Origin of the sequence: Altererythrobacter lutimaris, from assembly GCF_013371495.1 — a bacterium.
Lineage (GTDB): Bacteria > Pseudomonadota > Alphaproteobacteria > Sphingomonadales > Sphingomonadaceae > Erythrobacter > Erythrobacter lutimaris_A.
Window position 1 is genome coordinate 1517345 of sequence record NZ_JABWTA010000001.1, and the last position, 15060, is coordinate 1532404.

The 15060-nt window shown below is 59.6% G+C and carries 8 protein-coding genes; 4 read left to right on the forward strand and 4 right to left on the reverse strand.

Going from position 1 to position 15060, the window contains the following annotated elements; all coding sequences use genetic code 11:
• Positions 1-144: 144 nt before the first annotated feature.
• Together HUO12_RS07405 and HUO12_RS07410 are read left to right on the forward strand one after the other, a co-directional pair.
• Entirely contained in the window at positions 145-2496 is a 2352-nt protein-coding gene (locus HUO12_RS07405) for a TonB-dependent receptor (protein WP_176272967.1), read from the forward strand.
• A 470-nt stretch (positions 2497-2966) separates the two neighbouring features.
• On the forward strand, positions 2967-3578 hold the full coding sequence (locus tag HUO12_RS07410; RefSeq protein WP_176272968.1) for a lysozyme: 612 nt from the start codon (positions 2967-2969) through the stop codon (positions 3576-3578).
• Between the two features lie 151 nt (positions 3579-3729).
• Here the strand turns inward: HUO12_RS07410 and HUO12_RS07415 are convergent, their stop codons facing one another.
• From HUO12_RS07415 to HUO12_RS07430, 4 genes are all read right to left on the reverse strand, one after another.
• Positions 3730-7917 carry a translocation/assembly module TamB domain-containing protein gene (locus HUO12_RS07415; RefSeq protein ID WP_176272969.1) on the reverse strand — a complete coding sequence of 1396 codons (4188 nt, stop codon included), beginning with the start codon at positions 7915-7917 and terminating at the stop codon, positions 3730-3732.
• The gene (locus HUO12_RS07420; RefSeq protein WP_176272970.1) at positions 7917-10040 is read right to left on the reverse strand and encodes an autotransporter assembly complex protein TamA; all 2124 of its coding nucleotides are present in this window, start codon (positions 10038-10040) and stop codon (positions 7917-7919) included. Before HUO12_RS07420 ends, HUO12_RS07415 begins: the two co-directional genes overlap by 1 nt.
• Before the next feature lie 49 nt (positions 10041-10089).
• On the reverse strand, positions 10090-10923 hold the full coding sequence (locus tag HUO12_RS07425) for an arginyltransferase (RefSeq protein WP_176272971.1): 834 nt from the start codon (positions 10921-10923) through the stop codon (positions 10090-10092).
• Between the two features lie 197 nt (positions 10924-11120).
• On the reverse strand, positions 11121-12374 hold the full coding sequence (locus HUO12_RS07430) for a threonine ammonia-lyase (protein ID WP_176272972.1): 1254 nt from the start codon (positions 12372-12374) through the stop codon (positions 11121-11123).
• A gap of 86 nt (positions 12375-12460) precedes the next feature.
• Here HUO12_RS07430 and HUO12_RS07435 point away from each other — a divergent pair, with 86 nt between their 5' ends.
• Positions 12461-13375 carry an NAD(P)-dependent oxidoreductase gene (locus tag HUO12_RS07435; protein ID WP_176272973.1) on the forward strand — a complete coding sequence of 305 codons (915 nt, stop codon included), beginning with the start codon at positions 12461-12463 and terminating at the stop codon, positions 13373-13375.
• Positions 13372-15057 carry an amidohydrolase gene (locus HUO12_RS07440; RefSeq protein WP_408609448.1) on the forward strand — a complete coding sequence of 562 codons (1686 nt, stop codon included), beginning with the start codon at positions 13372-13374 and terminating at the stop codon, positions 15055-15057. The genes HUO12_RS07435 and HUO12_RS07440 overlap by 4 nt, the downstream gene beginning before the upstream one ends.
• Positions 15058-15060 lie beyond the last annotated feature (3 nt).

The following is a 15060-nucleotide window of genomic DNA, read 5'->3' on the forward strand; positions in this document are numbered from 1 at the left end:
CAAAATCGGCATGACTTGCCTCAACACGCGATTGACGCTGCAATTGCCATCAGCAAGGAGCGTGGCGTTCAAAACCACTTCGCCCAGCTGACCCCACGTTGGCGGGCCAACCTACTCATAGTCGATTGAACTCAAGGAACCGGCATGAAACTCCCAACGCATTTCCGCACAAGCGCTGCCGCTGTCGCGATCACCATGTCGCTCGGCATGGTCGCACCAGCCGCCGCTCAAGACGAAACCGCTGCCGAGGCTGAGACCGATGATGGCGCTTTGCCTTCGATCATCGTTACAGCTCAACGCCGCGAAGAGAACATTCAGGATGTTCCGATTTCCGTCACCGCCATCAACAATGAAGCGCTGCAAGCGGTCAACAGCGGCGGGCAGGACATTCGCGCGCTGTCAGGCCGCGTTCCCAGCCTCGTCGTCGAATCCTCCTTCGGTCGTGTCTTCCCGCGCTTCTATATCCGCGGGCTTGGCAACACCGATTTCGACTACAACGCCTCGCAGCCAGTGAGCCTCATCTATGATGATCAAGTCCTCGAGAACCCGATCCTCAAAGGCTTCCCGGTATTCGACATGCAACAGGTCGAAGTGCTGCGCGGCCCGCAAGGCACTCTGTTTGGCCGCAATACACCGGCTGGCATCGTCAAATTCGATTCGGTCAAACCGCGCGATTATGATGAAGGATATGCGCGCATATCCTACGGCCGCTTCAACAATGTGAACGCGGAAGCGGCAGTCAACCTCGCTGGTAACGACACCTTCGCACTGCGCGTATCCGGCTTGTACCAGCGCCAGTCCGACTGGGTCGACAACGTCCTTCCGTCGGGCGAAGAGGACGACGCACTTGGCGGATATGAAGACTTCGCATTCCGCGTACAGGCTCTCCTCCAGCCCACCGATGACTTGGACATCCTGCTTACCGGCCAGCTGCGCGAGCTGGACGGGACAGCCCGCCTGTTCCGCGCGAACAATTTCACGCGCGGCGAGCGCGGCCTCAATGCCAATTTCGAACGCGACAGCGTCTCGATTGACGGCCAGAACGAGCAGGAACTTAGCGCACAGAACTTGTCAGCACGCATCACATACGATTTCGGCGCACTCTCGCTGATCTCTGTTACGAGCTGGTGGAATGCGGATTCCACTTCAGTCGGTGACGTCGATGGCGGCTTCGGTGCAGAATTCCTGCCGCCTGAACTGACCGGCCCCGGCTTTATTCCGTTCACTGCGGAAACGCGTGACAGCGTGCCGAACCTTAAACAGTTCACGCAAGAGCTTCGCATCGCAAGCGACACGGATGGACCATTCAACTTCCAGGCTGGCCTGTTCTATTTCGACGAGAACCTTGAAATCGTCTCGGAGAACTACTCAACGCTGGGTGATCCGCTGAACGCGCCTGGCGGCGTGAACATTTTCGTCACGCAAGAACAGAACAGCGACGCATTCGGCCTGTTCGGCTCTGTCACCTATGACATCACCGAGCAGCTCAGCGTTACCGGCGGCATCCGCTATAATGACGACAGCCGCGATTTTGTCGTGGTTCGTAGCCAGGATACGCAATTCCCTGACTTCCTGCAGAACCCGCTTGGCACTGTTACCCGGCAGGTTAGCGACGAGACCGTCACATGGGACGGTAGCGTAACCTACGAAGCGAGCGATGATGTCAATCTCTATGCTCGCGTTGCTCGTGGCTATCGCGCGCCGAGCATTCAGGGCCGGATCCTGTTCCCGCCAGCAACCGCCACGCCGCTTGAAGACGGCGTTTCTGTTGCGGATTCGGAAACAATCACATCGTGGGAAGCAGGTCTCAAATCTACCTTGTTAGGCGGCCGTGCCCGCTTCAACCTCTCAGGCTTCCTCTACAATCTCAACGATGCGCAGCTCACGGCTGTGGGCGGCGATGTCAACGCGAACCGCGTGATCAATGCAGACAATGTACGCGGCTACGGGTTCGAGATGGATGCAGAGCTGGCAGCGACAGACAATCTGCTGCTGACTGCAAGCCTCAGCTACAATGACACAGAGATCCAGGACGACGATCTGACCACGGCTGCATGCGGCGGTGTGCGGGTCGACACATTCCCGGACGTGTCGCTGTGCACGATCCTCGATCCGATCGAAGTGGCTGCCGCTCCATTCTCAGCCGCCATTGTCAACATTGACGGCAACAGCCTGCCGCAAGCTCCGAAGTGGATTGCGAACTGGACCGCACGCTATGGCCAGCCGGTCGGCGACGGTGAAGTCTACATCTTCACCGACTGGGCCTACCGTTCGAAGATCAACTTCTTCCTCTATGAGTCGGTTGAATTCCAGGATCGCAGGCTGCTCGAAGGCGGTGTGCGCGTTGGCTACAAGACCGATGGCTACGAGATTGCGGGCTTCGTGCGCAACATCACTAATGACACATCGGCTGTCAGCGGCATCGACTTCAACAACCTGACTGCAATGGTCAATGAGCCTCGCATCTGGGGCATCGAAGCGAGCATCAACTGGTAAGCGGATGACCTTGTGAACGGTCTCGCCATGGGATCGGTCGCGAGAAGCAAATCGCAAAAGACAAGGCCGCTCGGGAAACCGGGCGGCCTTTTTCTCGTCGCTCGTCAACTAGTCTCGCCGCGACCGTCCCATTTCCTACATCCGGCCTGCGAGCTACAGAATCGGACGCACTTTGAAACTTTGCATCCATCCTTCGCGGACTATGAAACCCCCCCCATCAGTTTTGGAAAAATAGGAAAAGTGTCAACTTTGTTGGAAACGCCAAATACAGCAGAGTTCTACGGTGTTGCGGCCCATTTTGCGAAGTTGACAGGTGTCAACTTTGTCAACTTTGTTGGAAAGGCGCGCATGAGGCCAAAAACCTCTTGATCGCACCGCGCTCCCCGGCTGTTTGAAGGAAAGTGTTTTCCTACTCGCGGCAAACGTGCCTAATCCCTCGGCCTCTAAATTTTCCGTTCGAGAGGCCCACCATGAACGCACCCTGCCCTACCCCCGATTCTTCCGCCCGCAAGCCGATCTTCGACAAGGTCCGCGAATTCATCGGTCGCAGTTTCAAGCAAAGCGAAGTCCGAATGATCGACGGGGCACTTGATGCCCTGTTACCAAACTCATGCCCGCGACAGGTCAGCGAAGCGGGTATCGCTCTTATCAAACGCTTCGAAGGATGCGCGCGGCTGCGCACCGACGGCCTTGTTGAAGCCTATCCCGACCCTGGCACAGGCGGTGCGCCCTACACCATCGGGTGGGGGGCGACAGGACCCGATATCGATGCGCATACAGTGTGGTCACAAGAGCAATGCAATACGCGGCTCGAACAGGACATTGCTCGCCACGCGCGCGATGTACGCCAAGCGATTGGCGATACGCCGACGACGCAAGCGCAATTCGATGCCCTGGTCAGCTTTCACTACAATACCGGCGCGATTGGCCGGGCGACGCTGACGGAGAAACACAAGGCACTGGACTTTGCGGGCGCGGCGGATGAGTTTCAGCGGTGGAACCGCGCAGGCGGACGTATCCTGAAAGGGCTTGTCCGGCGGCGCGGCGCAGAAGCGAAGTTGTATCGGGGAAGTTTTATCTGAGTGTCCGAGCCACCCACGATTATTCGTTGGGTACGGTTTCGACATCCATCGAACCCTTGCGGCACCGGCCCACTCCCCCTCCCGACCACCCAGTCAGGATTATCCCATGGGTGGTCGGGAGGGGGAGTGGGATGGCACAGCAAACGAATGGCTAATAATCCCGGCTAACCTCTGCCACCACGCTGTCGCGCCCAATTGTCGAGACGCTGCCAAGCAGCGAAAGCCAGCTGGTCACGCGAAACTCGACGGAGGTGGCGCTATAGGCACGTCCATCTGTCACCAGTTCGATATAGAACCGCTTGCCAAGGTTCTTGCCGAGCGCGACGCCGGTCCCACGGTCGAGCGCCGGGTCCGCGCTGACAATGCGCAACCGGTCGAGACCAATCGCGCTCCTCAACTGATTGATCGGATCAAGTCCTGAACCACCTCTGAGGCTCGCGAGCGCGGTGCCCAATTGCAAAGCGTCAGTTGCAGAAAGCGAGGTTATGGAATCGCCAAACAGCAGGCGGGAAAGAATCTCTTCTTCCGGCATAGCCGGGTTGGAATTGAAAGCGATCCGCGGCTCAAGCGCATTGCCCTGAACGCTGACACTTACATCCAGGCCGTTCTGATCGGTCTCCGCCAAAATATCCAGGCGCGGATCGATTGGTTGGTTTTCATCAAATTCGATGCGCCCGCGTGTGATTTCAAAGCGCGTTCCGGCAAAACTGTAGAAACCGCGCACGATACGCGCTTCGCCGCCAATGCGGGGATCATCCGTCGTGCCGCGCAGGACAATATCCGCGCCCCACTCACTGTCGAGGCCCATGCCATCGACATCGATCCGGCTGCGGGTCGAGGCATCGATGAGATAGCGCCAAGGCGAAGCCACACGAGTGGTCTGCGTTTCGCTGTCGTCGCGGTTGATCTCGCGCGTGTTAATCGAGGGGACGCGCACATCTTCCGCGGCGGTACCAAGCTTCCAGCTTGCGCGATTGATGCGGACACGGCCTGCGATTGTTCCCCCGCGGCCATCGGAAACGATCCGCAAGGGACCGGTGATGGTTGCGGAGAGGCCGGCAGCATCGAGGAGGTTAGCATTGTCGGCTGCAATCTTGATGTCGAGCCCCGGCCCGCGCGATGCGCTGAGATTGGCAAGGTCAACCGTGCCGCTTCCGCTCACTTTGCCGCCATTGCTCGCTTCGCCGGCGAATCGCGTGAGGCGCAAGGTCGAGCCCGCAAAGCTGCCGCGTACGCTGGCATCCCGCACATCGGTGCCTGACAAGCCGCTGCGAACGCGCAGGCTGTCACTGCTCAGATTCCCGCGCACTTGCGGATCGGCAAGCGTTCCGGTCGCGCTTGCAGTGACTTCAACCGGCCCGGTGAGATCGAATGCGTCAATGGCGGCAAGACGCCACAACTCCGCGGCGCTGCCATCGTAGCGCAGGGCGCCATTCAAGCGCCCTGCCTGCAGCCGCTGCCACAAGGAGCCGCGCGCATTGAGATCGGAAACTCTCGCCCGGATCTGGCCAAGGCGCTTGCTATCATCGCTTATCAGGCCTTGCAGTGTAAGCTCGCCAGGCTGCAAATCACTCACCACTGCGACATCAAGCGGTGGGGAAGACAGCACTAGGCCGGAGCGCGTCAAATCATTGAAACGCAGCCGCGCATTGCCCGTCGCGAGGCGGTCAGGACGGTCTTCAAATTCGACGATGCCGGAGACTGTCCCGCCGAAACCCAGATCGTCCACTGCAAGGTCTGCCAGCGAAAGCGGCATGTCAGACAGCTTAAGGGAGAGGCTCGTTCGCGGGCCGCCCATCACGCCTTCCGCCAGCATGCGGCCCTGCCCAATATCAAGCCGGGAGGGAGCGAGCCGCCAACCGCCGGCCTCTTGCGCGGTGAGTACCGCTGCGCGCGGCATTGCGATCGTGCGCCCGGCGAGCTCACCCCGCGCAATCGCAGCGATCCGTTCAGCAGAGAATGTGCTGTTGACGTCAAGCGCAAACCGGCTCCCACGCCGACCAGTGACGGAGCCTGTCACGCTTCCACGCTCGCCATTCCAGTCAGCTTTTGCGGCAACGCGCCCGACTTGCAACGTGCCATAGCTGATGCCGCGCCCGGTTAAATCCCCGGTGACGACGGCACCTTGTTCGCCAAAGCTGCCTTGCGCGTCGATAACGGCCGAGCCGATACGGATCGGTGTCGCGCCGCTGAAACGCGCGTCTTTAGCCTGCAGATTGAGCGTGAAGGCCTGACCGCTCGGCTGCGGCGCAAGTCCGATAGTGCCGTCAAGCCCGCCGCCTGAAAGTCTTAGATTGCCGCGAGCGCCGCCATCGAGCAAATCAAGCGCGCCAGCCACTTGCGTGTCGCTCACCCGCAAGCTTTCGACCGCCAATCGCGCCGGAGCTTCGGCTGGTGTCACAAGATCGAAAACGCCATCGAACGTGCCGAGCAGCGACTGTCCTTCAGCGTCGATTGCAAAGCCTTGCTCGCTTGGCGCAAGCGCAAGTGTCACGTCGCGAATACCCGCCGCCGGAAATGGCTCCGCCAGCACAAGCCGCGCTTCCGGACCTGCGCCAGTAATCGCGCCGTCCACAGTGAAAGCGCCATAGTTCGCTTGCGCACCCGAGCCGCTAAACACGGTTCGATCACCTTCAACGCTTCCGCTCAATGCCAGCTGGAGCTGGTCGGAAGTAAGATTGAGATCGCGCAGCAGGATGGGCTGCCCGCTCCCTAGCGTCACCCCGCCGCGAAAGGCAACGGGGTCGCCTGCAAGCGTCTGAACAGTGTTGTTCGAGACCTGCGTCATGCGGCCCGCAAAGTTCGCCGCCAGCTTCCAATCCGAGCCAAGATTAAAGCGGAACTTCGCATTGGCATCGGCTTGCCCGAAGCCGTCGAGCGCAAGACCATTCCCCCGCGCTTCGCCTGCTAGAGCGTAAGTGCCAGCGGCTGGATCACCCCGGAGCGTGCTCGTCGCGCGCAGCTGCGGGAAACGGGCGCTCAGATTGTCCGAAATGAGCAGGCCAGCTTGAGAATAAGTCAGATCACCTGTCAAAGCGCCTTGTTTGAGCAAATCATCCAGCGTGGCGTTGCCTGTCTCAATTGCTTGCAAAGTCACATTGAGCGGAATCCGCCAATCGCTGCCGTCAAATCGCGCGGTACCATCTTGCGCTAGAGTTGCCAGCACTGTCTCGCCTGAAACCAGCTCGCCGACACGCAGCTCATGCGGGACTTCGAGATCGCGGAACGCCCCGTTGAGTTCAGCTGTCAGACGTGTGTTGTTGAGGACAAGGCTTTCGCCAAACAACGCAGGATCGCGCAGACGCGCCGTCAGATCGAAATCATCAAACGCATTGCCAGCCAGATCGACCGCGCCTTCGCCGCTCGCGCTCAGCGCGGTGCTGACGATGCGGAGCGATCCATCAAATGTGCTTTCTTCCAGCGTGCCGTCCGCCTTGAGGGACAGACCCGAACCGATCGCACGCCCCACCAAGCCGTCGATCTGCTGAGCCGGCGTAACGCGCCCGATCACACCGTATTGGCCACTTCTGTTGGTTACCCGAAAGCCTGCAACGCGCGCATCGTCCTGCTTGACCAGCAAATGCCCGACCCATTCGCTCCACGTGCCATCGCCTTCTAGCCTGGCAGTGTAACCTTGTTCAGCTCCAGTGAGCCGTGCAAGGACGCCATCCCGAGGCGCATCGTAAGCGAGCGAAAGGTCAAACACATCGCCATCCGGTTCCGCTTCGATCAGCAGCGCCAGGCTGTCTTGTCGACCCAACTGCCCCTTCGCATTGGCAAAGACACGGCCGGAACGAATATCGACTTCAGCGCTCAGATCGACCCGCTCAGCCTCATCGCTGAGCACACCGGGAGCAAGCGTCAAACCTTCGACCGCAAACCGGTCAATCCGAATATCAAAGTCCGGCAAAACCGGTGCATCAGGATCACCGGGAAGCAGCTCCGGCAAGCGCTCAAGCGTTCCGCGCTTCGCGGTCAATTCACGAACATCGAGCCCGCTCGTCAGCCAAGCCAGCGGGTTCCAGTCGAGGACCACCTCGGGAATGCGCAGAAAAACACCCTTGGGATCAGACAGCACGACGTCATGCAACGTCGCCTGCGCATAAATATCGCCTTCGATCCGCCCGACGGAGAAACGCAGGCCCGAAGCCGGCGAGACCTCGGCTATCTGGTTCGCCACAAAGCGTTTGCCGATGGGCGAGCCTAGGAAAAGCGCGCCAGCGAGCATGACCGCTACGACAGCAGCAAGCGCCCAGCCGAGCCGCTTCAACCAGCGTCGCTTGCGCTTTCGAACCGGTGTGTCCGGTTCTTCCTCATGCCGTGGATCATCGTAGGGCATCAGAAGGCCTGTCCAAGGCTGACATAGACCGCGACCGGGCTATCCTGTGGTTCAGGATTGAGCGGCACGCCCACATCCACGCGGATCGGGCCGAAACCGGTCTTGTAGCGAATGCCCAAGCCCGCGCCGTATTTGATCGTGCGGAAATCCGGAGTAGAATCAGTCGAAACAGTGCCCAGATCAAAGAATGGCACCACTTGCACCGCGCCGTCGAACAATCCGGTGTCGATACGCGCTTCAAACGAGCCTTCGACAAGCGATCGTCCACCCGTTGCTTCGCCAAAATCATTACGCGGGCCAATCGCCTGAAAGCCATAGCCACGTACAGAGCCACCACCGCCTGCATAGAGCCTGCGGGATGGGGCTATCTGGAAAGTCTCCGCACCCTGGATCGTCGCAAAGCTCGCCCGACCAGCCAGGACAACGCCTTCGCTGACCGGCTGGTAATAGCTCGCGTCGCCTCGCGCGCGAACATAGAAGCTGGTCTCGCCAGAGCTGCGTGATGCCTCAGGCGCGGCAAACAAGGTCACGCGATAACCCTGCGTCGGATCAAGCAGCGAGTCGCTGCCGTCAAGCGTCACACGCCCGAACAACGAGGCGATGCGGAAGGTCCGACGCGGCCGCTCGATACCATTGGTGACACGATTGCGCTCGTCTGTGAGAAGAACTTCCGCGCCAACCGCCCAACCCAAGGGTTTCTGGAACAACAGGTTCGAGAGCCGCTCGACAGAACCGCGCACGGCAATTGTGCGCGCATCCACCGCTTCAGTGGTGATGTCGCTCGCGTAGGCGTCGAGCGCCAGAACCTGATCGCGACGACGCCAATTACTACGCGTAAAGCCAACACCGGCAAGCTGTTCGCGCGTGCCCAAAATACCGCGAACCTTCAGCGCGCCTTCGGGCGGAAAGAGATTGCGGTGCTCCCAGCTCGCTTGTACTTTGAAACCGTCTTCGGTGCCATAACCGACCGCGCCAGCAATGGTTCGCAAACGTGCAGGCTCGAGCCCGACATCAAGCATCATTTCGCCTGGCTCGTTACCGACGGGTTCTTCAATAACGCGCGGCGTAATGGTGAGCGTTGAGACCAGGCCGGTTGCCAAAACCGCCCGGCGCAAATCCTGCTCCAAACTACGCTGATAGGTCTCACCGGGATCAAACCGAGCAATGCGTTGGAGATGACGGCTGGAGAGAAATTCAGGCTTGTCGCTTTGAACGCCTGCGAAAGCGTACTTCCCACCCGGATCAACCGGCATGTTGAGGTCGCCTTCATCGCGCTCATGATCAATCAGGAGTTCGGGGCTTGCGATGGTAGCAAAAGGATATCCGGTTTCGCCCAACAGGAAATCGAGCGCTTGCTTGCGTTCCAGAATGCGGTCGCTGTTGAGCGGGTCGCCGGACTTGATGCCGAAACTGGTCCGCAGCAGCCTCGCATCAGGTGCTTGATCGAGAGCGCCCAAGTCGATTGCGCCGAAGCGGTAGCGCGTGCCAGGCAGTATATCGAAGCGCGCCCGTGGCTCTGTATCTGCAGTTTCGTCACCCGGCTGAACCCCGCCGATCGAGCGGATCACACGCGCATCATAATAGCCATAGGCGCGAAGCAGCTGATCGAGCAGGTCCTGATCGGCGCGGGCGCGAGCAGCAAGTTGCGCGATGTTCTCATCACCAGACCCGAGCGCTTCGATCGTCGAGAGCGCCTTGAACCGCGCGACAAAGCCTGTCTTTTCCGGGAAAGCGTCATTGTCCTGAGGAAAACCGAGCAGCAAACGCTCGTCGACTTCGATTACATCGTCGATTGCGACACGTGGTGGCAGCTCAAGACCTTCAAGGTCTGCAAAAGGCTCGGCGTCAACCGTTTCGGTAGGCACGACACTATCGGGCAGCGCAATTACCTCTTGCAACTGTTCTTCGCTCGGCGTGTCGAGCTCAATCTGATCGATCGGAGGGAGGTCGACCTGAGCAGGAGGCGCGCTTTCCGTCTGTGTCTGATCGCCCGCCCAGTCTTCCGGGTTCTCAACCGCTTCCTCAGGGATCAGATCGTCCAGCCGCTCTGGCACGACCTGTGCTCGCCCAGCCTCAGGCGCAGCAGCCAGCACAATAGCCAGAACGGGTAGCAATATTCTCATGGTGAAGAGCGCAGTGGCGCTCGAATGCTTTCGCAGCGCTGTACGCCGATCAGCTGGGATCGATCCGTGCAGGCTGGCCGTCTTTCCCGCTGCCGATTTCGAGCCTTTGCCCGGGCTTGGTCGCGTTTGCGATAAGCTCGCGCTGCTCGACTTCGCCAAAGCGCGCCCAACCATCACGGGTAAGCTTTTCAAGCGGGCGGAAGCGAACCTTGTATTGCATGCGTGCAGAGCCCTCGACCCAATAGCCGAGATACACATATGGCAGCCCTTCAGCTGCCGCTCTGCGAATGTGGTCAAGGATGATGTAATTGCCAAGACCGGCCCGTTGCTCGTGTTCAGGGTCGTAAAAACTGTAAATCATCGACATGCCGTCGCCTTGACGGTCTGTCAGACATGCACCGACAAGCTGACCCGGTTCTCCACTCGCCGTTGGTTCCCGATACTCAACCAAACAGCTGGATACCGGGGTGTGTTCCACCATGTCGGCGTAGTCCATCTCGTCCATCGCGGCCATCCCTCCGTCAGGGTGACGTGCGGCGAGATACTTCTGCAGCAAGGCGAACTGTTCGTCAGTTGCCCAAGGGCGGCATTCCGTCGCGATCAAATCGCCGTTCCGCTTGAGGAGACGACGCTGCGTATTGGAAGGTTGAAACTCTTCAGCGACCACTCTGACAGAAACGCATGCCTGACAATCGAGGCAGCTCGGACGATAGGCGACAGTCTGACTGCGGCGGAAACCTATCCGGCCCAATGCTTCGTTGAGCTGATCCGCATGCGGACCCTTCAATTCGGTGAAGACCTTACGCTCGCTACGACCAGGCAGATAGGGGCACGGTGCAGGGCTTGTCACGAAAAAGCGAGGAAAGCGGATCGGAGCCGTCACAGTTTTGCCAGGGTCCTTTCAGGCCGTTAAATCGGAGTTCGTGAATCGCCATGAGGGCGCGTTAACCCGATCTTATGCCTATTTGCCCCGCGCGGTAAAAGACTATTAACCATGAAACATGGTAACCAATTGGTTATTTTGCACATTCAAACGCCAGCCTGAGCGGCTGTCAGCGATGAATTGCGGGATTTTGCGTATTAGTTGAGTTCAGCGAGCTCGACCTTGTAGCCTTTCGCCTTCAGCGCATTAACCAGCGCTTCCAATTGTTCGCGGTCGCGGGCTTCACATTCGATGTCTGTGATGAGGCCTTTGGCTGGCAAAGTTGTGAAGATGCGCTGGTGATAGATCTCGATGATGTTCACATTGTGCGCATCAAACTCGCGCATCACTTTGAACAAAGCGCCGGGACGGTCTTGCAGAGTGATGCGAAGCCTCGCCAAGCGGCCTTGCCTTGCCAGATCGCGCAACAGCACATTCGCGAGCAGCCGTGTGTCGATATTGCCGCCGCACAGCACCAGACCGATTGTCTTGCCTTTGAAGCGCTCCGGGTTCTGCAGAACCGCTGCGAGGCCAGCCGCGCCCGCCCCTTCGACCACAGTCTTCTCGATCTGAAGCAGCAGCGAGACCGCTTTCTCAAGCGAGCGTTCTTCAACCAGCTCGATATCATCGACCAGATCCGCGATGATCTGAGAAGTGAATTCGCCGGGAGCCTTCACTGCAATGCCTTCCGCCAGCGTGTCGCCGCCGCAATCCATGTCGAGGCCTTTGACCTTGGCATACATTGACGGGAAGAGCGCTGCTTGCACCCCGATCACTTCAGTTTCAGGCCGCAAGGTCTTCGCGACAGTCGCCATGCCGGAGATGAGCCCGCCGCCGCCAATCGGCACGACCAAGCAATCCAGGTCTGGCACCGCCTCCAGCATTTCGAGCCCGACTGTGCCTTGTCCGGCGGCCACATGCGGATCATCAAACGGGTGCACGAAAGTGAGATTGCGTTCCTGCTCCAGCTTGCGCGCATGAGCATAAGCATCGTCATAGGTCTCGCCTTCGAGCACGACATTGCCGCCGACCTGCTCGGTCTGCATGACTTTCACTGTCGGCGTTGTGCGCGGCATCACGATAGTGACAGGCACGCCCAGACGCGTCCCGTGATAGCTGAGGCCCTGACTGTGATTACCAGCAGAGGCCGCAATCACGCCGCGCTTCTGCTGTTCCTCGGTCAGCTGGAGCAAGGCATTCAATGCGCCGCGTTCCTTATAGGCAGCGGTAAACTGCAAATTCTCGAACTTCAGCCAGATTTGCGCGCCGGTAATCGATGACAGCGTCTTTGAATGCATCATCGGCGTTTTGACCACTGCGCCTTCAATGCGCGCAGCCGCTTCGCGGATGTGGTCCAGCGTCAGCGCATCACGCGCATTCTCGAAAGCCTTCAAAGCCGGGTTCGCAGTCATAGTGTGTGCGGTGCTACGGCGTGGATGCATCAGGTGCAATCGTGAATATGTTTGCATGGCCCGCTTTTGTCGGTAACCGAAGGCCTATGACGACAACGCATAGCGAGCCGAAGACCGTCGCCTTTCTCGGCCTTGGAGTGATGGGCGGACCGATGGCAGGCCATCTCGCCGCTGCCGGACACACAGTTCGCGCTTACAACCGCACCGGCTCGAAAGCGAATGCGTGGGCTGAAGAACATTCTGCCAAAGGTTCTAACGTTGAGGCTTGTCCGACCGCAGCAGAAGCCGCGCGCGAGGCGGAGATTGTCTTCGCATGCCTCGGCAATGACGAGGATGTCGCAGCGGTCCTCCTAAATGAAGACGGTGCACTCGCCGCCATGCGCGGAGGCGCTCTGCTGGTCGATCACACAACCGTCTCTGCCAACATGGCACGCAGGATCGAAGCAGCAGCAAGCGAGTGCGGCGTGCTCGCCATCGATGCACCTGTCTCCGGCGGGCAAGCTGGCGCAGAAAACGGACAGCTTGCGATCATGTGCGGCGGGAGCGCAGAAGCAATGGCGCGCGCGGCGCCAGTCATGGATTGCTATGCCAAAGCGATCGTCCACGTCGGCGGCCCAGGTGCAGGCCAGACCGCAAAGATGGTCAACCAGATGTGCATTGCCGGCGTTCTGGGCGGATTGTCGGAAGGCATCCGGCTTGCGCAGGCCTCCGGCCTCGATCTCGACAAGACATACCAGGCGATTTCAGGCGGCGCTGCGCAAAGCTGGCAGATGGACAATCGCTGGGCCACTATGGTCGAAGACGAGTTCGATTTCGGCTTTGCAATCGACTGGATGCGCAAGGATCTGGGCTATGCCTTGGCGGAAGCCCAACGGCTTGGGCTGTCATCACCAATTAGCGCATTGGTCGATCAATTCTATGCCGATGTTCAAGCCGCTGGCGGCGGGCGCAGGGATACAAGCGCACTGATTTCGCGTTTGCCCAAGGGAGGGGAAAAATGACTGTAATGGAACGGGTATCTTCGGCCCTAAAGACCGGTCTGCTCGCGGGAGCGGCTGCCGCTTTACTCCCCGCGCCTGCTCTGGCGGATACGCTCATTTACAATGTCGATGGCCTGACGATTGACGAGAAAGGCAATGTCGAGCGCTTTGCCTCGCTGGTGATCGACGATGATGGCACGGTGCGCGACATCCTGCTGCGCGGCGAGAAACGTCCAACCGATATAGACTTTTCCGTCGATGGCGAAGGCCGGGTCATGATGCCCGGCTTCATCGATGCGCATCTGCATGTCATGGGGATCGGCTTTGCAGCACTCACGCTGGACCTGTCGCAAACCGAGAGCTTGGAAGAAGCGCTAGCAGCCATTGCCGAGTTTGCAGAAGCCAATCCGGGTCGCCCGTGGATATTGGGAGGCGGCTGGAACCAGGAGAAATGGGGCCTTGGCCGTTTCCCCACTGCCGCAGAGTTGGATGCAATCGTCCCTGATCGCCCGGTTTACCTCACGCGAGTTGATGGCCACGCGGGCTGGGCCAACTCGCTCGCCATGCAAGCCGCAGGTGTCGATGCGAGCGCAGTCTCGCCAGCAGGCGGCCGGATCGAGCGGCTGGCTGGAAGCGAGACGCCAAGCGGAATCTTTGTCGATGCAGCAGAGAGTTTAGTCACACGAGCAATTCCCGCTCCGCGCGCAGTTGAACGCGATCTAGCGCTGTCCAAAGCGCAGGAAGTTCTGTTTGCGCAAGGCGTCACAGCGGCCGCTGATATGGGCACCTCGATTGAGGACTGGCAGACCTTCCGCCGCGCTGGTGACAGAGGCGCGCTCAAGCTGCGCATCATGTCCTATGCCAGCTCTTTGGAGACCATGCAGCTGATTGCAGGCCCCGGCCCGACGCCATGGCTCTATGAGGACCGCCTTCGGATGGGCGGGATCAAGATTTATCTCGACGGCGCGCTGGGATCACGCGGTGCCTGGCTCAAGGAAGACTATGCCGATGAGCCGGGCAATCGCGGCATTCCCATCCTGACGCCCGCTCAGCTGCGCAACACGATGAGCCGTGCGGCCATGGATGGTTTCCAGACTGCGGTCCATGCGATTGGCGATGCGGCCAATGCGGAAGTGCTTGCAGCGATTGAAGAGCTCAGCGAGACTTACGAAGGCGACAGGCGCTGGCGGATTGAGCATGCGCAGATTGTCGATCCCGCCGACATTCCAAAGCTCGCTGAGCATGGCATTATTGCAAGCTATCAGCCGCTCCATCAGACGTCCGACCGGGTGATGGCGGAAGCGCGGATGGGGCTCGGCAGGCTTGGCGGAGCCTATGCATGGCGCAGCGTCCTCAATGCAGGCGGCCGGATTACCTTCGGTTCCGATGCTCCGGTGGAACCGGCGGATACGCCAGCGGGGATTGCCGTTGCAATCAGCCGCACCGATGCCAATGGCGAGCCGTTTGGAGGCTGGCTGCCACAGGAAACCGTCTCGCGAGCGCAGGCCATTGCAGGATTTTCGAGCGATGCCGCTTTTGCAGGATTTGCCGAAGGGCGGTTCGGCCGGCTGGTGCCGGGTGAACGCGCGGACTTTGTGCTGGTGGATCGCGATCCGATGCTGTCTTCGCCTGCAGAAATCCGTAACATGACAGTGTTGGAGACATGGATCGGGGGCGAGCGCGTCTATAAGCGCGCCGAGTAAGAC

Coding starts and splice junctions, on each gene's coding strand:
- HUO12_RS07405 (WP_176272967.1), top strand. CDS start 145: ATGAAACTCCCAACGCATTTCCGCACAAGCGCTGCCGCTGTCGCGATC.
- HUO12_RS07435 (WP_176272973.1), top strand. CDS start 12,461: ATGACGACAACGCATAGCGAGCCGAAGACCGTCGCCTTTCTCGGCCTT.
- HUO12_RS07410 (WP_176272968.1), top strand. CDS start 2,967: ATGAACGCACCCTGCCCTACCCCCGATTCTTCCGCCCGCAAGCCGATC.
- HUO12_RS07420 (WP_176272970.1), bottom strand. CDS start 10,040: ATGAGAATATTGCTACCCGTTCTGGCTATTGTGCTGGCTGCTGCGCCT.
- HUO12_RS07415 (WP_176272969.1), bottom strand. CDS start 7,917: ATGCCCTACGATGATCCACGGCATGAGGAAGAACCGGACACACCGGTT.
- HUO12_RS07440 (WP_408609448.1), top strand. CDS start 13,372: ATGACTGTAATGGAACGGGTATCTTCGGCCCTAAAGACCGGTCTGCTC.
- HUO12_RS07430 (WP_176272972.1), bottom strand. CDS start 12,374: ATGACTGCGAACCCGGCTTTGAAGGCTTTCGAGAATGCGCGTGATGCG.